Raw genomic sequence first — 18,689 nt, 5'->3', positions numbered from 1 at the left:
GGGGTTTAAATCACAGGTTTAGTAAACTGGATAGAGATCGATTTAAGGTCTGTCCGTTCTTTTGAGGTACGATCAAAAGCTCCTTTATATCTCTCTTAAATGAGAGCTTGATACCGAACGATCTGATCAGCCAGTCATCTAGCGAAAGGTCGAAATGTTCCCCGTCCCTTTCTATAACTTGACCAGGAAAATAACTAGCTATCTCCTTAAAGGCCTCACACTGATTGATTCTGTTCCCCACGTTTATTACTCCAGTCGCCTCTTTCAACAGAAGCTGAGATATCACTTTACCTAACTCTTTGGTAGAGATGGCCGAAAAGTAGAAGTTCTTGTTGCAAATTACTTTTCCCCTTAATATTAGGTTCTTAAGTAAGCCGCTTAGCAAGCCCTTAAAGGAAAGGGAGAAAAGGAGACCGACCCTCAAGATTAGGTAGTTACCCAAAGAAGCTATGCCAGTCTCACCTGCAAGTTTGGTTATACCGTAGTAGTTTAGAGGATCAGGCGTTGATGTTTCCTTATAGAATCCTCTCCTTCCGTTAAAAATCATTGATGACGAAAGATAAACGTTCTTAGCGCCAACTCTATGGGCAGCTCTAGCTATGTTTATTGCCAACCAAGTATTTACGTTCCAAGCTCTAGCTTTGTCAACGTTAGCTTCGTAATACGGCGTCTCGTAAGTGTGTATTACGATGTCAGGTCTCTCCTGAGAGACCCTATATGGGGAGTCCCCAACTACAACTTCTGCTTCAATCTCAGCAGCTATCTCCCTAGCTACCTCTCCCTCATCGGTCACTAAAATCTTCATGATCCACTAAATCGTCTAGCTGTTAATAAGATAGGAGTAAAACCTCTCTATCTTCTGTAACAGCTGATCTTCTCCTATTCCAGAGTTCATGGCAAGTCCTAGGGCTCCACCTGCTCCAACTCCCTCTTTCACGATCCCTCTCTCGTAAACCCTTAAACCGTTATACTTACTTCTTCCAAGATCTATGTCTGAGTAGGATAAGTTTATATCTAATTCTTTGGATACTTTCAGTATGTTGGCCGAACTGTCCTTCACTATCCAACGAGTGGTCATTATCCCCACATCCCTCAACCTCTCTGGAGCGAGCTCTCTTATTATTGCCGCAACGGCAGTCATCTGAGTTCCTCCTGCCAATACAACCTGTCCTTTAAATCCAATCGCTAGCCCTGCAACCGCTAAAAGGACTGGATCAGATAGCCAGAATATCCTTTCTCTAACGTCGGAAGGTGCTCGTGCTAACGCTTCGTTTACTATTGTTCTCTTTAAGTCTTTAGGATTGTTAGGTGAGGCAGAGCTGACTATTTGTACGCCGTCAAATCCCAATCCGGTCAACACGGCAGCTGCCGTAGTGGTACCTGCGGGAATAGATTCACCTATCATTAGGAGATCGTGGCTGGATAGACTCTCCGCTAGTAGAATGGCGTTTTGGATGATCCTCTCTCCGACTTCCTTTCTAACCCCACCCTTCCTTATATCCCTTCCAGGTTCACCGTGAAGGTCCACGAAAGATATCAGAGGCTTAACCCTTGCCCCTGCGTTCACAATGAGTTTGTCAACACGCAAGAAGGATAGAGAAGCCCTGGTTAAAACTGCAGGAGTGGGAATTCCGTCCGGGGTAACTGGGACACCTTTAATCGTCTTACACGTTCCAGTAATGAGGTACTCAGCGTCTGCAGCCGGAGTTACCATAGTTAGTTCAGGAGTAGCACCTGCTATTGTAACGCCAGGTATTAAGCTCACGTCAGTGGTGCCTATGACGAGAAGAAAGGAAGGGCTCTTTGTGCTTATCCTCTCGGATAAGTTACCTAAGAGATTGACTAGCATGATTTAAAATGCTAATATCCTTTTATAACGTTTTTAACTTGGAGAGTCTCAAGTATCAGAGCAGAAACTAACCTGATCTTAACTTGTGTAATTGATCACAAGAGGAATAAAAAGATTAAGACGAGCCTTGAGAAGCTAAAAGTATAAACCTTGTAATTAGATTAGTTGTCATGGGATTTCGGGATTACTACATGATCTTGGAAAGAGCGTCCAAGATGAGCAAAGAGAGCTTCTTAGCTGACGAACAGGTAAGGTTGGAGGTAAGAAAGGCGATAGAAGGTATGTTAAGCGAACTTTCAATCTTAGGGTCTAATTTGGTTGATGGGAGAGACGAGGATCTAATATGGAACCTTGCCAGGAAGGGGGTGATTTTGGCTCCCTTGGCCCAAGAGCTTTCTGATATTATCAGCATATATAGATCAGGTGTAGATGAACTAATTTTCGTAAACCTAGTAAGAATAATGGAAGACATAGAGGAGGCCTATTACGCAATCAAGTCAAAGCTTCTCGAATCCCAGAAATAGCTTTTGAAATCTCCTCCTCAGTATTATAGAAGTGTGAGGATAGCCTTATTCCGGCGCCCCTAGGAGAGACCACTATTTTCCTGGCTAGAAGTTTCTCCGCGATCTTTTTCGGTTCGTTAACTTTAACCACAACTATACCAGCTCTCGCCTCCTTAGGGGTCACTACCTCCAACCCCTTATCTTCTGCCTCATCTATAGCGTGAGCCGAGAGCTCTAGGATCCTCCTCTCTACGTCTTCCCTTAATGGGGTCAATCTTTCAATCACCTTACATAAAGCGAGGTTAGACGAGACGTCCACGGTTCCTATCTCAAACCTTCTAGGTCCCTTTTCAAGGGAGAATCTTTCAGGGTCGAAATCCATGAAGCTTGAACTAGTTTTCCAACCGTAAAATGGTGGATCTTCAATAAGTCCTTCCCTAACGAACATGAAACCCGAACCCTGCGGCGACATCAGCCACTTATATCCTCCGCTCACAAGAAAGTCTACGTTCATCTCCTTAACGTCTATCTTCATCGCTCCTGCTGACTGAATGGAGTCTACAAGAACTAAGGAGCCGACTCTCTTAGCCTTCTCAGCTATCCTCTTTACGTTTAGTTTAACACCGGTGTTGAAACTCACGTGACTGATTACAACTAACTTAACGTCGTCGGTTATTTCGTTATATATAGAGCTCTCCAACTCAGCTGGACCAGATTTAATCATCTTTACCTTAATCCCTCTTTGAGTTAACTTGTACAAGGGGTAAACAGTTGCTGGAAACTCAAGGTTGTTAGTTAATATAAGGTCGCCCCTATTTAGTCTAAGGCCGTGAACGATCATATTGATGCCGTAACTAGTGTTAGGTACGAACGAAATTTCATTAGGGGAGGAATTGATAAACTTTGATACAGTTTCCCTCAAAGACAGCAAATCGTCGTTTTCAATAACGTTAGCATGTAGACTCCCTTTACTTGATATCCCGTAAATGTATCTAAAGCTCTCCATAAGGGCGAATATGGGTGTGGGTGAGACTGCTGCGTGGTTGAGGTAAACAAACTCCTTAACCGCAGGAATCTCCTCTCTAAATTCCGAAAAGTCTATCAAAAGGATCAAAGTCTAATTGTTTCTTTTCGATTTAAAGTTAGACCATGAACGGTTTAAGGAAGTTGTGTTACAGAAGGCGTCATTTTTTAACCGTCACCTCAATTTTAGGGTAAGTCCACATCCCCTTCCTAAATATCTCATAAGGGATTGAATATCCTAAAGCGTAGAGGGGACTCTTCGTAGAGAGTATAATCTCCATGGATCTGTTCTTCAATTTCTTTAAAACTGATTCCAACCTAATTCTGTCTACGTGCATCTCTGATACAAATATGTCCTCCCCTTCAGCTGTCCACAAGACGTCAGGGAATTCCTCCGAGATGTCATCCTTTGATATAACCTGAACAATGAAGTCAAGGTTACCTAGAGTGTACATAAAGCCTGTAATAACCTTAAGGACGTGATGTCTATGCGGTATTAGTCTCAAATCAAAGAACGGGTTGACCTGAATGGTAGCCACGCCCCTTATGTCATTCTCATCGGGTCCGTCTAGTGTGGATCCCTGCTTTAGTTCCTCCCTATCTTCACATTTCCACCTCTTCGACTCAAAGTCGTAACATTGAGGATCTCTGACAAACTTCCTAGTCCCCTTTATCTGTGAGATAAAAAAGTTAGAACCTGAGATCTTCTTAAGTACATTGTCAACCTCCTTCATCACTTTCTCATCTGCGAAAAGTATGATTGAGAACAACTGATCTTGTATATCCCCTCTGAATAGATTCATAATAGGATGGAAAAGTTTGGAAGCGGTCTCATATTTTATATGTGCTCCCTTTATAGTCAGAAGGTATTTCCTTAAGCCTAAACCTTCTGAGTAGACGGCAGGGAATAAAGTCAAGTTGTATTGATTCTGAAGTTCCAGTATGGTTCTTGAAACCTTAGTTGAAGGTTCGCCCGTAACCTCCGCTAGGCATCTGGGATTTCCTCCAAACCTTATCATCATTTGAATGAGTGTTGATTTCACTAAGATCTTAATCTAATAAAGATATTCATAAGATTTTCTAGTACAATCTAGTTTAAAAGTATAAAATAACAATCAGGCCGAAATTACAACTAACTAGTTCCTCTGATTGGACTTGATTGCGCTCTTCCTAATTTTGCCTCCGCATATAGGGCACTCCTGCTTTGGCTCCTTATAAACTCTACCGCAGCTCTCACAAACGTAAGTGAAAGTTTTTATCTCCTGCGCTGCCCTACCTAGCCTAACAGGACTGAACTTTATGCCGAGTTTCATTAATACGTTTTGAACAGAAAAATCGTCTGTGAAAACCACAGCAGGAGAGAGGTCAATCGCTAGACCTATAACTGATTTATCTGTTTTAGTTAGGCTGCGTTCGTTGATCTCCCTTATTACTTTTTCAACTACCTTAAGGGCAGAAGGAGACGGTTCCATGGCTACAACCTTGTTGGTGATCATTGAAAAGGAAAGGTTACCCATGGAGTGAAGATCCTTAACTTCCTCTATCACTAGAGGCGTTGTAAAGACCCGGTCGAACGAGTTCTGAAGGCCACTTAAGAACCCAGCAGTATCGAAAATTACTTTCTCCAACTCATGATACCTCTTACAGGATCTATCTTAAAGAATCTGTAAATAATCGCGTTTTTGGATGGAGAGACAACTATCTTTTCACCAGGTTTTGTGTTCCCTACCACGTTTCCATCAACTACAACACGAGCTTTTTGATCATATCCTTTGCTTTCCATTATCAAGTTTATTTCAGTTCTTGGGACTATTAAAGATTTTACTGGCGTAAGTATAGGACTAACTAATGATATTTCTAGCGAATCCTTTGTCATCAAAAAGACACCTGTTATGGACATGCTCCAGCCAGTAGAACCTTGAGGGGTTGACACAAGAACTCCGTCACCTTCCACAGTGAAACTGGTACCTGAGATCGATACCGTTATGACTATGCTCTCTGGCTCATCGTAAAGGACTCCTACCTCATTAAATGCCTCTCTTTCCCCTCCCGGGAATTTCACCTTTATCAGAGGGTATTCCTCAACAATGTAATCTCCCTTCTTAAGCCTATCTAAAGCCTCCTCAACGTGCTTCGGCTCAACATCCATTAGGAACCCCCTTCTCCCAGCCTTAACTGTCATTATGGGTTTGCCGTAGTCTATTGCTCTCAGGAGAGTTCCATCTCCACCTATAGCTAGAATTAAGTCCGCGTTTCTATCATCTAAAACGAAGCCCATGGAGAGGGCTAGCTTTCTGATCTCATCGACTAAAGGATATATCTCTGGACTCTCCTTGTGTATTATTTTAAGTCTCATCCGCTTCTATGGTCATCACATCATCTAATAATTCTTTTTCAGACGTGGTTCTACGTTAAGCTTTGTCATTAGACCAGGGCTTAATGCGGTGATCGACTAAACGTCCTTCGTGTTACACAAGGGCTGTTACTAACGTTTTCCCTCATCTCACATCAGCCTCAGAATCTACCTTTTCACCTTCATGAGCAGACTTTTCCTGAAAAATAATTGCGTATTATCAAAAATTATATTTTACAAGTACGTATAAAACTAAATTTTAATGTGTTCTTAATATAGAATATGTTAAATATTTTTAAATCGTTGCCTCGCATCTCACGATTAGCGACACCTGAAAGACCCTACTCTCGTTAGTTATTACGACCTTCCCTTTAGCGTTAAGTAATCTCACCTTAAACACCTTCTGCTTGGGCCCTCCATTTACCCTCATGGTTACCCAGCTAGAGACGCCGTTAACTATGAGCACGCACTTCCCATTAACTTGCAATTCTATAGATTGACTGGGCATAAGGTGAAAAACGCTCTCCGTGTAATCACTCCCAGGGAAGCTAAGCGCTTCATACATTATCTTTCTATAGTATCTTAACCACAGGCTGCTCATAGCTATCAACGGAACTGTTAGGATCAACAAAACGACTTCGAACATCTGATATCAATCTATAACGTTAATTTATATCTCTTATGATTTTGAGAGCTGTAAAGATTAAATGTTTTTAATTGAGAAAATTTATATCTAATTTTATATAATGAAAGATTCTAGAGTTTAAAATTAATAAGGTCAATGTCATTTCTGTTCATGACTAATGTCGGAAAGTTTAAATAGTATAAATTAATCAGTCACATGATAATCATGGGAGAATACGACGTTGTAGTAATAGGTGGAGGACCCGTAGGTCTGTTTGGAACCTTCTACAGCGGGCTCAGAGATATGAAGGTGTTATTGGTAGATTCTCAAGACGAATTAGGTGGACAATTAGTTACCTTATATCCAGAAAAAATGGTGTACGATGTTGGAGGTTTCGCGGGTATTCAGGCATACGACTTAGCTCAGAGGCTCATTGAGCAGGCTAAGATGTTCGGTCCCGATATAAGGATCGGGGAATGGGCGGACGTACTGGAGAGAACCCAAGACGGGATGTGGGTAGTTAAAACTGATAAGGGAGGAGAGTTCAAGACTAAAACCGTACTCATATCTGCAGGCATTGGGAAGATAACCCCTAGTAGGTTAGGAGCTAAAGGAGAGGTTGAGTACGAGAATAAAGGGTTATATTACACTGTGAGGCGGAAGAACGATTTTCAAGGTAAGAGGATCTTGATAGTAGGAGGCGGAGATTCCGCTGTAGATTGGGCCCTCACCTTGGCCCCAATAGCGAAGGAAGTCACCTTAATACACAGAAGGGATCAATTCAGGGCACATGAGAGGAGCGTCAAGGAGATGTTTGAGGTAGCTAAGGTCTACACTTGGCACGAACTCAAGGAGGTAAAGGGGGATGGAAACAAGGTAACTCAGGCGGTGATTTTCGACAACAGGACCAAAGAGGAGAAGACCCTTAACGTTGATTCCGTAATCATAAGTATAGGACATAAGGGTGATCTAGGCAACATGTTGAAGTGGGGTCTCAACATGAAAGGGAGGGATATATTGGTGAACGCTAAGATGGAAACTAATCTTCCGGGGGTATACGCTGTAGGAGACATAGCTTCAGTAGACGGATCACCTAAGTTGGCGCTGATAGCTGTAGGATTCGGGCAGGCCGCTATTGCCACTAGCGTTGCTAAGAAATTTGTAGATCCTAACGCCTCGGTGTTCGCGGGACACAGCTCCGAAATGGATAAGTTCAAGAAGTGATTTCTCAGTTTTAATGAAATGCTTGAAGGTACCCAGGAGGAAGTTAGGGGAGCTAAAGGGAGTGGAAGTTCATCCTGGGTACAACATAATTTTTGATGGGGAATACGCCCTCATTCCAGTTTCGAATTTTCAAGGAGAACTAGTGGAGTGTAATCCGTTGCCTAAAGAGAGAACCCCTAGATTAAACGAGTTAATTCCAGGTCTCTCCTCATTTTACAAGGTTGGAGATATACTGATCATATCACCTAAGAGAGAAATTAGGGGGGAGGAGTTAGATCTAATCTTGAAGACCTATAGGGCTAAAAGCCTCTTCATAAGGAAGAAAGTGAAAGGAGAGTTTAGGGTGAACGAGCTCATTCACGTAGCTGGCGAAAACAGAACCACCACGATATTTTCAGAGTCCGGCATTAAGTATTTCGTTGACGTCTCTAAGGTCTACGTTAATCCATCTATGGCCACAGAGAGGTTGAGGATCGTAAATGAGATAGACAGAGGGAAGGTACTTGACGTTTTCACAGGTTACGGTGCTCTAGCCATACCTCTTTCAAAGAAGTTAGGTTACGCCGTTGCTGGAGATATCAACCTAGACGGTCTTCTCATGGCACTCAAGTCAGTTCACCTTAATTCGAGTAAGATACTCCTAGACTTGGTTCAATATGACGGCAAGTATCTCCCATTTAGAGATAAGGCGTTCGATTTAGCGGTGGGTGATAACCCTACAGCCATAGACGACTTCGTCAATGAGATATGCAGGGTTTCACTTAAGGCTGTAATTTATAAACTCGGGAAGCTTGACGCTGGCTGGGAGAGAGTCAATGATTACTCTAAGGATCTCTTCATCATGAAGAGGTTTCTCAGATGCGATAATTAACGCTAAGGCTATGCCCTCCTTTAGCCTTAAAACTAGATCTCTTCTTAAGTCCTTAGCCGACTTATTAGCTTTGATTAATATCGTTGCGTCGGAAATGAAATCGGATTTCCTGACTATCATCTTCACCTCTGATGTGAAGGTGAGGTTTTGTGATCCCCTCCCTGATATTACGTCCATTAACCCGTCTTTTAACAAAACGAGGTAGCCATATCCTTCCGTCTTGAGTATCGACTTAACGTTATCTGATAGGTCCTTTGCCCCCTTGTTGGAATTAATGCAGACTATACAGTCTCCCCTAGGGGTTAGGTAATTCTCCTTAGTTATCTCCAGCGTTGTCTGATGTTTAGCTAAAACGTTCCTGTGGCCAGTACAGTTAATGTAGTCAAGCGCTATCATTTTTCCTCAGTATAAATGTCCTTCCTCTTATTTCTACCAATTCACTCTCGGTCTCCTTAGCTACCGCCTCTGCCACCTCTTTTCGTCCCAGAGACTTGTTTATTATCTTAACTTTAACGACTTTGTGATCCTTTAAGTGCCTGCTTATCTCCTCTTTCATCTCGTGAGTGAACCCTTTCTTCCCTATCCTTACCTCTGCGCCCTCCACCAATACCTTTGAGTTTCTTTGCGTCTCTCGTGTCATATCTCCTTATCCACCCACATACTAGACAAGTCCTGATTAAAATCTTTGATCTAATTCTCCTTCTTTCCGTTAGACCTGGAACTAGAGGCGTAAGGCATACCCTGCAAAATCTTCTCTTATAGCTTACAGGCAATTTTATACGCGCCTTAGAGGAGTACGCTAACGCTAACTTCACGTATTTCCTTGAGAGATCTAGGTTACCTTCTAACGCTGTTTGATAGGCCAGATCTATGAGTTCTTCTGATCTCTCTAAGATAGCCCTTTTGGTCATTGATGTTATAAACGTAAATAGTTTTTTATCTAATGTTGTTCCGTTTCCTCGATGGATATAATCTTAATAGAGTCATCATTGGAACTAGTTCCAGAGCAGATAAGGTATCACCCTAGTGTGGTGAAGAACGCGCTAAAGGTTGGAAAGGACCCATCAAAAGTCTTGCTGGACATCTCTCTCCACTATCACGCTATGAGAGATCTGCCTAATAGAGAGAAACGAGGGAGACCCGATATAGTCCATACCGTATTAACTATGGTCCTGACCGATCCTGAATTTAGAGGAGAGGTTCTTATTCACACCGTAGATTCCAGGATAATTAAGGTCTCGAGGAAGATGAGACCTCCTAAGAACTACCTTAGGTTTGTAGGTTTGATGGAACAGTTATTAGTTTATGGGAGAGTCCCATTGGAAGGTGACCCTTTGATGGAAGTTTCTACTCTAACTTTAGAAGAGGTAATAAGGGACAGAGGTCTGATATTGCTAGATGAGAAAGGCCAGAGGGTCAACCCATCATCGCTTTGCAACTCCAAGGAATTCATAGGGGTAGGAGCGTTCCCGCACGGCGACTTTGACCCAGAAGTTAGAAAGCTGTCTGGGAGTTCCTTATCCATAAGCGATAAGACTCTGGAAACACAACACGTAGTTTGTCGGCTAATTTCCTCCTGTGCTCAAGGTTGATTTACCCTAGCTCTGACGTAAATTATTCCTCCAGGCGAAGGTACGATCTCCACTATAGTGAAACCATAACTTTCAATTATCTTCTTGAATACCATAGAAGCGCAGAACGTGGATTCCAGACTAAATCCTGTCCCTGTTAACCTAAGTTCTATGTCGTCCCCTTCTAATTTCCTTATCTTTAGGTCCTTTATTGGGAGCGTTGACTTCACGTTTTCGTAGAAAAGCATTAGTTCCTCCAACGTTGAGGCCTTCGATTTTAAATACGAAGCTACTTGCATCCCAGCACCTTCGCATAAGGACTGGAACCCCTTCTGGTCCTTCTCATAAGCTAGCTTGGCTAAGTTCTCGATGTACCAGGAGGTTACAGGGATAACGTCCAAATCCTTGAATACCTTGTAAAGCTCGACCAGATCCTGTAACCTAGTCGAGTCCTCTCCTGTCTTTATCATCTCCAACATCGCTTTGAGCGCCAGGTTAGTGAGAGAGTATATGGTGTAACCTCTAACCTTAGCTTCCTTCTCTATTTCCTTAATTAGATCACTATCAGCTGCTATGTTTACTCTACCCAACTAAGTTCATAAATATACACATTATAATACTTTATAAAACCTTTGTAATGTATTGTAATGTATTTTACTTGGTAAAACTAGTTTAGAATTGGCTAGTGAGGTGTGAACGCTACTATATCGAATATAATAAATAATATTAGAGCTATAATGAAACCACCTAGGTACCAATTACCATCTTTGAATAAAGCCTTTATCAAGTCCATTATTCCATTTATTTCGTTCTTATTTTCCTTAGCCATAAAGAAGAATTGTCGTCCTTAATTAAAAAGTTTTCTTCATTAATTTTAGAGTAATTTCATTAACTGAGTGAAGCGATTCGTGCCCCCTGATGAGGATCATGGCGTGACGTAATTTAGTTTACATCAAGTTATAGTCAACCTACCACGATTGCGCTCTTTGTCCTTCTCTCTTAATAGAGTTATAATTTATTAGAGTCTTATCGTAACATTATATTAAGGGTAGAGAGCGGTGATGATGTTTGCTTCCCTTAGAAAAGTTCAATTCTATATCAAAGTTGTTTCTTTTATCAGGGATCTCACTCATCCCTATTTCTATTCTTGAGCTTTATTACGGGAGGTATTTCTCTTCATATATATTAATTGAGGACAGTTATCACGGTTTAGTTGATGCTATAACAATCCTGCTCGTAGCTTTATTCCTGAGGGTGGTTCATAAGAGATCAAAGAGGTTCCCAATGGGTCTCTATAACCTAGAGAATCTGATCGTTATAGGCTCATCTTTACTAATCCTATACTATTCCGTGGACGCTTTAATTCAAAGCCTAAGCTCTAAGTCCTCAGTGCCTATTTGGGCGTCAGGGCTTACTATAGCTAACGCTTTGATAACAGGTAGTATATACATCGCAGAAAGGAAGTACTCTTGGCTCCTCCTCGTGAAGAACGACATCGCCCACGCCAAGTTAGATATTATGATGGAGGGGGTTAGCAGTGCGGGGTTGGTCATAGATAACTATTACGTTTCGTTAGGGATAGTTATAGCCATAGTGGCTTTCATTTTGAAGGAGTCGTTGAAAACGATGAAGGAGGCCATTCTTTCCTTGGTTGGAGCAAATTGTGAATCTGAGTTTGGAGAGAGGGTAGAAGCAATGTTGAGAGGTTTCGGGATAGACGTTAGGAAGGTTTACGTGAGGAGATTAGGTTCGTTTTATTCCATTTATATCATATTCGGTGTACCCTCATTCACTCCGATAATTGAGGTCTATAAAATTAAGAAAAAGATTCAAAGGATCGTCTCCACCTTAGACAACGTAGTAATGACAGATATAAGGACGGTACCTATAAAAATAATCAACTATGATACAGTTCCACCAGTTGGTAAGGTTAATGAGGCGGATAGGACCGGACGTGGATCTTCTAGCTTGGCTAACGGGAGAGAGTAAAAATGACATAATCAAGTTACTGAAATCTATTTCAAATCTGTCCTTCACTCCAATACCTCGAAACAAGGCGTTGAGAATTTATTTTCAAACGTCTTCGAACACTTCGTATTACTTTAGAAAGAGCTTGAAGGATAACTTCTTCATTCTCATCTCTGAACGTGGAGTTCCGGTTCTAAGATTTGAGAACTACTCTGGGAACCCGTTGGCGTATAACGTGGAATCCGACTCGTGGGATTTAAGCTTGGACAGTAAGTTTGAGCCTGAACTTTTCGAATTTCAATATGAAGGCGAAACTGAACCCCTTCCCTTCTCTAGGTTTTCTGACGTTAAGTCGTTTAGCGAAATCCATAGAGCTTCCTTGAATTGTGGTAATCTGCAAGGTTTCATTATAGATTACGGAAGGAGAGACTTCGTCCTCGACGTTGTAACTCCTTATCAATACGTTAAGGAGAACTTGGAGTTACTCCCTTTCATTAGATACTCAATGACGCTAAGCGGTCATGAAGGACATGCCTATCTAATGGAGTTCTCAATACCTGAGAGGCACGTTAAGGAAGTCATGGAGGTCATGCATGACGTTAGGGATCACGTTAGTCTTTTAGTTGGAACGATCAGTAGGGACTACACGCGACCCTTCATCTAAGCTATACGATGTCTAAACCCTTAAGCTTAGGCAGCAACCCCTTCTCTTGCGTAAGCTCATAGAACTTTTCAAGTCCTTGCCTAACCTTGTCTATGGGCACGTTATATTCCTGTATGTCCGCCCAGATAGTTTTCTCTACTATCTCCCTTTCCATGTTCACTCCTTGAGCTTCGCTCATGATCTCTACGTCCCTTTTTATTACCTTATCCAAGTTCTTCTCAGCCAGCCTCTTACTTCTCTCATAGAGGTCTTTGAACTTTAAGACGGCTTCCTTTCCTAGCTCTTTAGATATGACTACAGTTCCCATCGGCATCGGCGCGCCTCCAGATATCTTCGTCCACATGTCCCACATGCTAGTTATGACGAAAGGTTTTATCCCAAGCTTCTGCATAGCGTACATCATTTTTATCTCATGAACGGCAACCAACACGTCCCCTTCCTTCCCAAGTGCCTTGATCTCATCCAACACTTTTGGTATTATGGCTAGCTTACCGTATTTTCCTATCAGAAGTCTGTACAATGTGAAAGCGGAGGTGTTAGATCCGTGAACGATAAGCGTTGATCTCTTAAGATCTTCTACGCTCATGTTGGTCGTGGATAAAACGGGCATGCCTGTGATACCGTCAACGGCGGTTGCTACAGCGTTTCCTAAAATGTAGTAATCGTCTTGAATATAGGGATACATAGCTGCAGAAGGAACGGAAACGTCAGCTCTCTTACTAAGTACAGTCATGTTTACTTCTTGAACAGTTGGAATTATTTCAAATTCAAGGTTTACTCCATCCTCTTTTATCCAACCTTCCATCATGGGAATGAAAGGATAGAGATCCCCTGAGTCAGCTAGCGCACCAATCTTTATTGTTGTCATAATTTTATGAATGAATCGGTGGATAAAAATGTTGATATGCGTGGGTTCTACAAACCCTATTAAGCTTGGTGCGGTGTCTGACGCCCTACGTGAGATCGATAGCCAATGGAGGATTAAGAGCGTAGACGTCTCCTCTGGTGTGAGCGCTCAGCCTTGGTGCGATGAGACGTTCGCAGGTGCTAGGAATAGGGCAATGGAGGCTCTCCTAGACGGTGAATGTGATATAGGAATAGGTATAGAAGGCGGTGTCTGTTGGAATAGAGGAAAGATAGTAGCGTACGCCGTCATTTACGCAATGTCTAGAGATAAAGAGAACTTTTCTATATCTCCCACTTTCACTCTCTCCAACGAACTCTCCAAGCTCGTCCTTGAGGGTAAGGAGTTAGGAGAGGCCACTGACCTGGTGTATCGGGGGTCTAACACGAAGCGTGCAGAAGGTGCTGTCGGCATGCTCACAAGGCTGATAGATCGGAAGAGACTTTACAAGGACTCCGTAATCCTTGCTTTGTACCCGTTTTACAATGGGGACGTTTAGTTGGACCCCTCATTCAACAGCGGCAAGTCTTACGTAGAGTGTATACGTTGTCCAGTTGAAGACTTTAAGAGGAACAGAAAACCTCTCACGTTCTCAAGTTAGATATTTTTCCTCACGAATTGTACTAAACGGTTAGCACGTATCTCGGAAACCATTCATTCAATTAAGACCCCGATTGAATATTACAACATCGTGGTTCTAATATCGAAACGTTCTCTCAAGCGCCCTAATTGCTTCTCCTAGTTCCCTTATCGCGCGGCCAACTTCATCTTCGCCTACTCTACTGAAACTTAATCTAAAAGAGTTACTACCTCGATCTGGCGAAAAGAAGAACTTCTCTCCTAAATCAACCTTAATATCTAACTCCTTTAGGGGTAGCGGTCTCTCCCCTCTACAGAAAGCTGACAATCCGCCCTTAGCCTTAATACAAGATACGTAGGAAGGAAAGTGCTCTACTATGTTTTCAAAGACAAGATCTCTCTTCCTTCTGTACAACAACCTGGACTTCTCCATTAACGATTCTACTATGCCTCTCCTTAGCATCTCGTTAAAGACTAATTGATCCAGGGAAGAGTTACGTCTATTTATTTCTTTTTTCAGTGAGATTAATTTCTTTAAGTTCTCGCCTTGAGCTACCAAGACCCCCAATCTAATTCCAGGAAAGATTAACTTGCTCAAACTAGAAACGTAGATTACTCTATCTTCTTTATCGAGTGACTTCAGGGAAGGTTGTGGAGTAATGTCGTATGTGAGGGATCCATAAGTATCGTCCTCTACAATCGTGAGATCGAAGTCGGTCGCTATCTCTAGCAGAGTTTTCTTTCTTTCTCTAGTCATGATCAATCCAGTTGGGTTGTTAACTGTGGTCACGTAAAGGTACTTTATCGGATCGGCCCAAATTTTAAGGGCTTTCAATCTCTTTTCAAGAACTTCTGTCATAAGTCCTTCCTCATCCCAAGGTACTGGTTGGGTCCTTATCCCACGGAAGTTCATAGTGCTTATGAAATCTGGAGATGTGGGCTCCTCAGAACCTATCGAGTTTTGAGAAAACAGGTCCGATAAGAGGTATATCCCCTCCTTCACTCCATTAGTTATTAACAACTCGTCTTCCCCTATCACGAAGCCTCTATTTTGCAAGAACTTAGCTATCTCCTTCCTAAACGCTTCAATCCATTCCTTTTTATCCACTTGTAACAAGTTTTTCTCTTTATCAGAAAAAAGTTCGCATAGTATTTTCTCAACTTCCTCTGAGGGGAGGAGCTTAGGATCCGGATCCTCACCGCTAAGATCGATTTGCATGTAATCTATTTATAAATTAAGTTATAAGTTTCTTATTCTTCTTTTATAAAGGCGTGTAAGTATTTCATACTTTTTAATTCTTCAAGGTCTTAATAAGAATCCTTTATAATGTTAAAGAGTTGACACGACAAATAATAACTATATCTAAACAGAATCCATTCTAGATCTACGACGTACTTATATACTGGTCAGGCGCTTTAAAACCATTTAAAAGTTAATCCATCTATTAAAAGTGAAAAACAACAAGAATCTGAAACTCCCGCCGCTTATAGTTACTCTACCGATTTAGACAGTGTGCCGAAACCGTCGGTTTGTCACAATGCCCTCCTCTCATTAGTTTTGAAAGGAATCGCTACCCTTTGCTCTAGAGCCGTATTATCGGTTATCCCCTGAGGTACCTAGTCTACTGGAAAGGTTCGAAGAGCCCAAACTTTCGATGTGTTCGATCCGGCTTTCCTTTCCGGTTAGGGATTCAAGTCCCCTCAGCTTAGTTAGGAACCGAGATACGTAAAAGGAACCCTCAATTCTTATGGTTGATCGCAATGGAGGTGTGGCCGTAGCTCATCGTGTTAGCTATCTCCCAATCTTAGACTCCGGTGTAACATTTCGCTGATGGGTATGAGCTTCAATTTTACAGGACGAGCATACTCAACTAGGAAAAGCTACTCTCATTAGGTCAATACCTTTTTGTGTCGGCCGATTCATGCATTTGTTCACAACCCTCTAGGTTTCGAGCTTAGTACACCGTTAGTGGATCACCTAACTTTAATGCTTTATTTAATTTAAATTTCTAATTATAAACTAGAATGGAGGGCTTTAAGAGGTGAAGGGTATTCACACCAGGTTTAGCTTTCATCTCCATGGAGGATTCTACCTAGAGGCAACGTTGATTTTCAGTTACAAAATAAGGCTAGTTTCCAGAACCTCCACTACGCTTTCAAATCTATTAGTCCTTCATCGTATATAACTTTTAAATCTCTCTCTGAGAACTCAAAGCTGAACCATCTCTTCTTTGAATCGCATCGCTTCGTAAGTAGTTATGCTTAGATATCTAATATTAAGTTATTAGATGGTCAAATTTATAACTAACTACTACATTTCTATTAAGATGAACAGAAACATCATATTACTTGTGTTAGTCCTAGGAACTTTGATGGCTGCCGTTGATGGGACTATAGTTCTCCTCGCGTTACCGGAGATAGCTCAAGACCTTCATTCAGACCTCTTCACTTCGATCTGGGTGTTGCTAGCGTATCTTCTAGTTTCTGCAATACTCTCCACTCAAACTGGTAGAATAGGCGACATTTACGGTAGGGCTAAGATATTCAACTTAGGTTTCGTTATATTTACAGTGGCCTCAGCTCTCTGTGGTCTATCAAATTCGATTTATCTTTTGATAGCGTTTAGGCTGGTCCAAGGGGTAGGTGGAGCGATGATGTCAGCTAACAGCGGAGCGATAGTTGCAGATCATTTCCCTCCTAATATGATGGGACGTGCTTACGGATACACCTCATTGGGTTGGAACATAGGGGCCCTAGTTGGTATAGTGTTAGGAGGTACTTTGACAACCTTTTTCGGGTGGCCTTACATTTTCTACATTAACGTTCCTATCGGGATAGTCTCAGTTATACTCGGTGTAAAGTACATTAAAGACGTAAATAAGGTACCCAAGAAACTTGATATAGTAGGGGCCCTGACTATAGGGTTATCGCTCGTTTTGATATCATACTCCTCCATCACCATCGCGAGCGTCGGGCTGAGCCTAAACATGATCGCCATCTTGATGATTGGGTTGGCTCTCTTGGGCGTTTTCCTCTACAACGAAAGTAAAGTCAGCAATCCCATCATTGATCTCAACGCGTTCAAGTATAGGTTGCTAGGTTACAGTCTGACCGCAAGTTTCCTCCAAAGCATAGGAGGTCTGGCAATCACTTTCCTTCTAATAATGTATTTACAGGGAGTACGTGGTTTATCTCCTCTCGATTCCTCCCTCATACTTCTTCCAGGTTACGTGATAGCCAGCTTCCTAGCTCCCTACATGGGCAGGCTTAGTGACAGGTACGGCTCCAGGTGGTTAGCCACGTTGGGGCTAGCTATAATCATGCTTTCCGTGATCCTTTATTACGTGGTGCTGACGCCTAACGCCTCTTACCTTACAATCCTGATAGTATCTGGGATAAACGGTGTGGGGTCAGGAATGTTCTGGCCGTCCAACACTTCAGCGATAATGTCGAGCGCGCCGAAGGGCTACTTCGGTTCTATCTCAGGGCTTTCAAGGACTTTAGGTGGTATAGGCACGATCTTAAGCTACGTGATATCTCTCACAGTTGCAGCAGCTGCAATACCCAAATACGTAGCTTTCGAGATCTTTCTAGGCACCTCTAAGTTGGATGGAGGCCTCTCTTCAGTATTTGTGGTGGGACTACATTACGCGTTTCTTTTATCTGCCTTGATATTGGCAGGTGCGACGGTTCTATCTTTCATGAGGGGTAAAGAGACGAGAACCGAGAAGGTCAGGACTGAAAACGCTAAATAGCGGATGAGAATAAAGGTGTCAAAACAGTGCCATAGCCTCATCGTGAGCCCTGTTTTTAGTCTTCGAATTCACTGTTTAAGTTCAGGGACTCCTCTCGTCTAAGGCCCGATGGGAGATTTAGCCAGATCAGATAGCTCAAACCGTTCAAACTTTAGCTTTCACGAGGCGAGAGCGCTTTAGGGAGTTCGTTAGGACTTGCCGAACCTCAAGAGCCTCATCCGCATTATGGAAGGATTTAGAGCCTCTTAATCAACTCTTTGAGCGGACGTCATATGTTAGAGTACCCAGGTCGCCATCTCGTAAGACTAACCTAAGAAATGTAACTCAGAAGAACTAACTTTGATTGACAGCTTTCCTGTTAAGGATCAGAAGAGATCTTTCATGATTAAGTCGAAAATTACCGACCCTTCTAATTCAGCGTAAACGCCCTTCCAGTTTTAAAGAAGAGAAACGAATAGCTAAGACGCCTTCTTAAGGTTCACTTAGAAGTGTAGAGCGCTCGATACTGACTCTTGTTCCTAATAACGATAAAACTCATTAAACACCCTTTGGACGTTCCGGTAGGATTTGTAGTCAATCCGGGTTTCTTATTAACTTACTAAAAACTGTTCCTCACATCTCCCTTTATCATAATATAATTATGAATTACAGAGGATTTAAATTATACCAAACTTATGAACAAACTTTGCATAAAATTTTTTTATACTCTGCATTTCTAGCAACAAAGAAAACCCGAATATTTATTAATAACTTATGCTTACTTTTATATAATTTTCATGCAAAACGTTGCGCATGTTTTT

General features: G+C 42.0%; 22 protein-coding genes. 8 read left to right on the top strand and 14 right to left on the bottom strand.

Going from position 1 to position 18,689, the window contains the following annotated elements; all coding sequences use genetic code 11:
* Positions 1-10: 10 nt before the first annotated feature.
* Together MCUP_RS06375 and cobT are read right to left on the bottom strand one after the other, a co-directional pair.
* Positions 11-805, bottom strand: a complete 795-nt coding sequence (locus tag MCUP_RS06375; RefSeq protein ID WP_013737965.1) for a sugar nucleotide-binding protein — start codon at positions 803-805, stop codon at positions 11-13.
* Positions 806-820: 15 nt separating this feature from the next.
* Positions 821-1,849 (bottom strand): nicotinate mononucleotide-dependent phosphoribosyltransferase CobT, encoded by a 1,029-nt coding sequence (gene cobT, locus MCUP_RS06370; protein WP_013737964.1) that lies wholly within the window; start codon positions 1,847-1,849, stop codon positions 821-823.
* 191 nt (positions 1,850-2,040) lie between these two features.
* On the opposite strand from cobT, the gene MCUP_RS06365 reads away from it, so the two are divergent.
* The gene (locus tag MCUP_RS06365; protein ID WP_013737962.1) at positions 2,041-2,373 is read left to right on the top strand and encodes a hypothetical protein; all 333 of its coding nucleotides are present in this window, start codon (positions 2,041-2,043) and stop codon (positions 2,371-2,373) included.
* Here MCUP_RS06365 and MCUP_RS06360 read toward each other — a convergent pair.
* From MCUP_RS06360 to MCUP_RS06340, 5 genes are all read right to left on the bottom strand, one after another.
* Complete coding sequence (locus MCUP_RS06360; RefSeq protein WP_048057758.1) at positions 2,342-3,463, bottom strand: aminotransferase class V-fold PLP-dependent enzyme; 1,122 nt, start codon at positions 3,461-3,463, stop codon at positions 2,342-2,344. The genes MCUP_RS06365 and MCUP_RS06360 overlap by 32 nt on opposite strands.
* A 73-nt stretch (positions 3,464-3,536) precedes the next feature.
* The gene (locus tag MCUP_RS06355; RefSeq protein WP_237697972.1) at positions 3,537-4,418 is read right to left on the bottom strand and encodes a hypothetical protein; all 882 of its coding nucleotides are present in this window, start codon (positions 4,416-4,418) and stop codon (positions 3,537-3,539) included.
* A gap of 93 nt (positions 4,419-4,511) precedes the next feature.
* On the bottom strand, positions 4,512-5,003 hold the full coding sequence (locus MCUP_RS06350; protein ID WP_048057548.1) for an NOB1 family endonuclease: 492 nt from the start codon (positions 5,001-5,003) through the stop codon (positions 4,512-4,514).
* Positions 4,991-5,731 (bottom strand): NAD(+)/NADH kinase, encoded by a 741-nt coding sequence (locus MCUP_RS06345; protein WP_013737958.1) that lies wholly within the window; start codon positions 5,729-5,731, stop codon positions 4,991-4,993. The genes MCUP_RS06350 and MCUP_RS06345 overlap by 13 nt, the downstream gene beginning before the upstream one ends.
* Before the next feature lie 292 nt (positions 5,732-6,023).
* On the bottom strand, positions 6,024-6,374 hold the full coding sequence (locus MCUP_RS06340) for a hypothetical protein (protein ID WP_013737957.1): 351 nt from the start codon (positions 6,372-6,374) through the stop codon (positions 6,024-6,026).
* Positions 6,375-6,578: 204 nt separating this feature from the next.
* Between MCUP_RS06340 and MCUP_RS06335 the strand changes: the two genes are divergently transcribed.
* Together MCUP_RS06335 and MCUP_RS06330 are read left to right on the top strand one after the other, a co-directional pair.
* Positions 6,579-7,577: an NAD(P)/FAD-dependent oxidoreductase gene (locus tag MCUP_RS06335; protein ID WP_013737956.1), complete on the top strand. Its 999-nt coding sequence runs from the start codon at positions 6,579-6,581 to the stop codon at positions 7,575-7,577.
* 13 nt (positions 7,578-7,590) lie between these two features.
* Entirely contained in the window at positions 7,591-8,448 is an 858-nt protein-coding gene (locus MCUP_RS06330) for a class I SAM-dependent methyltransferase family protein (RefSeq protein WP_013737955.1), read from the top strand.
* Here the strand turns inward: MCUP_RS06330 and MCUP_RS09880 are convergent.
* Genes MCUP_RS09880 through MCUP_RS06320 form a run of 3 tightly spaced genes read right to left on the bottom strand, consistent with a single transcriptional unit; the run spans position 8,335 to position 9,359 of the window.
* The gene (locus tag MCUP_RS09880; protein WP_083808575.1) at positions 8,335-8,844 is read right to left on the bottom strand and encodes a DUF371 domain-containing protein; all 510 of its coding nucleotides are present in this window, start codon (positions 8,842-8,844) and stop codon (positions 8,335-8,337) included. The genes MCUP_RS06330 and MCUP_RS09880 overlap by 114 nt on opposite strands.
* On the bottom strand, positions 8,831-9,052 hold the full coding sequence (locus MCUP_RS06325) for a YhbY family RNA-binding protein (RefSeq protein WP_237697971.1): 222 nt from the start codon (positions 9,050-9,052) through the stop codon (positions 8,831-8,833). Before MCUP_RS06325 ends, MCUP_RS09880 begins: the two co-directional genes overlap by 14 nt.
* Positions 8,958-9,359: a ribonuclease P protein component 4 gene (locus tag MCUP_RS06320; RefSeq protein ID WP_013737953.1), complete on the bottom strand. Its 402-nt coding sequence runs from the start codon at positions 9,357-9,359 to the stop codon at positions 8,958-8,960. Before MCUP_RS06320 ends, MCUP_RS06325 begins: the two co-directional genes overlap by 95 nt.
* A 51-nt stretch (positions 9,360-9,410) precedes the next feature.
* On the opposite strand from MCUP_RS06320, the gene MCUP_RS06315 reads away from it, so the two are divergent.
* On the top strand, positions 9,411-10,040 hold the full coding sequence (locus MCUP_RS06315) for a 16S rRNA methyltransferase (RefSeq protein WP_013737952.1): 630 nt from the start codon (positions 9,411-9,413) through the stop codon (positions 10,038-10,040).
* On the opposite strand, the gene MCUP_RS06310 is transcribed toward MCUP_RS06315, so the two are convergent.
* Positions 10,031-10,609, bottom strand: coding sequence for a hypothetical protein (locus tag MCUP_RS06310; RefSeq protein ID WP_013737951.1), 579 nt, complete (start codon positions 10,607-10,609; stop codon positions 10,031-10,033). The two genes, MCUP_RS06315 and MCUP_RS06310, sit on opposite strands and share 10 nt — an antisense overlap.
* A 92-nt stretch (positions 10,610-10,701) precedes the next feature.
* Entirely contained in the window at positions 10,702-10,848 is a 147-nt protein-coding gene (locus MCUP_RS10085; RefSeq protein ID WP_013737950.1) for a hypothetical protein, read from the bottom strand.
* Between the two features lie 239 nt (positions 10,849-11,087).
* Between MCUP_RS10085 and MCUP_RS06305 the strand changes: the two genes are divergently transcribed.
* Complete coding sequence (locus tag MCUP_RS06305) at positions 11,088-12,008, top strand: cation efflux transmembrane domain-containing protein (RefSeq protein ID WP_013737949.1); 921 nt, start codon at positions 11,088-11,090, stop codon at positions 12,006-12,008.
* Positions 11,953-12,651 carry a hypothetical protein gene (locus MCUP_RS06300; protein ID WP_148230913.1) on the top strand — a complete coding sequence of 233 codons (699 nt, stop codon included), beginning with the start codon at positions 11,953-11,955 and terminating at the stop codon, positions 12,649-12,651. The genes MCUP_RS06305 and MCUP_RS06300 overlap by 56 nt, the downstream gene beginning before the upstream one ends.
* A 1-nt stretch (position 12,652) precedes the next feature.
* Here MCUP_RS06300 and MCUP_RS06295 read toward each other — a convergent pair whose 3' ends face one another.
* Entirely contained in the window at positions 12,653-13,519 is an 867-nt protein-coding gene (locus tag MCUP_RS06295; RefSeq protein WP_013737946.1) for an MqnA/MqnD/SBP family protein, read from the bottom strand.
* Between the two features lie 28 nt (positions 13,520-13,547).
* On the opposite strand from MCUP_RS06295, the gene MCUP_RS06290 reads away from it, so the two are divergent.
* Complete coding sequence (locus tag MCUP_RS06290) at positions 13,548-14,054, top strand: DUF84 family protein (RefSeq protein WP_048057546.1); 507 nt, start codon at positions 13,548-13,550, stop codon at positions 14,052-14,054.
* Between the two features lie 198 nt (positions 14,055-14,252).
* Here the strand turns inward: MCUP_RS06290 and MCUP_RS06285 are convergent, their stop codons facing one another.
* Positions 14,253-15,353 carry an aminotransferase-like domain-containing protein gene (locus tag MCUP_RS06285; RefSeq protein ID WP_013737944.1) on the bottom strand — a complete coding sequence of 367 codons (1,101 nt, stop codon included), beginning with the start codon at positions 15,351-15,353 and terminating at the stop codon, positions 14,253-14,255.
* A gap of 1,108 nt (positions 15,354-16,461) precedes the next feature.
* Here MCUP_RS06285 and MCUP_RS06280 point away from each other — a divergent pair.
* Positions 16,462-17,889, top strand: a complete 1,428-nt coding sequence (locus MCUP_RS06280) for an MFS transporter (protein ID WP_048057757.1) — start codon at positions 16,462-16,464, stop codon at positions 17,887-17,889.
* Positions 17,890-18,689 lie beyond the last annotated feature (800 nt).

The sequence above is a fragment of the Metallosphaera cuprina Ar-4 genome (genome assembly GCF_000204925.1).
Taxonomy (GTDB): domain Archaea; phylum Thermoproteota; class Thermoprotei_A; order Sulfolobales; family Sulfolobaceae; genus Metallosphaera; species Metallosphaera cuprina.
The sequence above is the reverse complement of the archived record's forward strand: the minus strand, read 5'-3'. Positions and strand labels throughout refer to the sequence as shown.

Bases quoted from the DNA above. Each gene is read 5' to 3' on its own strand.
- MCUP_RS06375 (WP_013737965.1), bottom strand. From the start codon at position 805: ATGAAGATTTTAGTGACCGATGAGGGAGAGGTAGCTAGGGAGATAGCT.
- cobT (WP_013737964.1), bottom strand. From the start codon at position 1,849: ATGCTAGTCAATCTCTTAGGTAACTTATCCGAGAGGATAAGCACAAAG.
- MCUP_RS06365 (WP_013737962.1), top strand. From the start codon at position 2,041: ATGATCTTGGAAAGAGCGTCCAAGATGAGCAAAGAGAGCTTCTTAGCT.
- MCUP_RS06345 (WP_013737958.1), bottom strand. From the start codon at position 5,731: ATGAGACTTAAAATAATACACAAGGAGAGTCCAGAGATATATCCTTTA.
- MCUP_RS06340 (WP_013737957.1), bottom strand. From the start codon at position 6,374: ATGTTCGAAGTCGTTTTGTTGATCCTAACAGTTCCGTTGATAGCTATG.
- MCUP_RS06335 (WP_013737956.1), top strand. From the start codon at position 6,579: ATGGGAGAATACGACGTTGTAGTAATAGGTGGAGGACCCGTAGGTCTG.
- MCUP_RS06330 (WP_013737955.1), top strand. From the start codon at position 7,591: ATGAAATGCTTGAAGGTACCCAGGAGGAAGTTAGGGGAGCTAAAGGGA.
- MCUP_RS09880 (WP_083808575.1), bottom strand. From the start codon at position 8,844: ATGATAGCGCTTGACTACATTAACTGTACTGGCCACAGGAACGTTTTA.
- MCUP_RS06320 (WP_013737953.1), bottom strand. From the start codon at position 9,359: ATGACCAAAAGGGCTATCTTAGAGAGATCAGAAGAACTCATAGATCTG.
- MCUP_RS06315 (WP_013737952.1), top strand. From the start codon at position 9,411: ATGGATATAATCTTAATAGAGTCATCATTGGAACTAGTTCCAGAGCAG.
- MCUP_RS10085 (WP_013737950.1), bottom strand. From the start codon at position 10,848: ATGGCTAAGGAAAATAAGAACGAAATAAATGGAATAATGGACTTGATA.
- MCUP_RS06300 (WP_148230913.1), top strand. From the start codon at position 11,953: ATGAGGCGGATAGGACCGGACGTGGATCTTCTAGCTTGGCTAACGGGA.
- MCUP_RS06295 (WP_013737946.1), bottom strand. From the start codon at position 13,519: ATGACAACAATAAAGATTGGTGCGCTAGCTGACTCAGGGGATCTCTAT.
- MCUP_RS06290 (WP_048057546.1), top strand. From the start codon at position 13,548: ATGTTGATATGCGTGGGTTCTACAAACCCTATTAAGCTTGGTGCGGTG.
- MCUP_RS06285 (WP_013737944.1), bottom strand. From the start codon at position 15,353: ATGCAAATCGATCTTAGCGGTGAGGATCCGGATCCTAAGCTCCTCCCC.
- MCUP_RS06280 (WP_048057757.1), top strand. From the start codon at position 16,462: ATGAACAGAAACATCATATTACTTGTGTTAGTCCTAGGAACTTTGATG.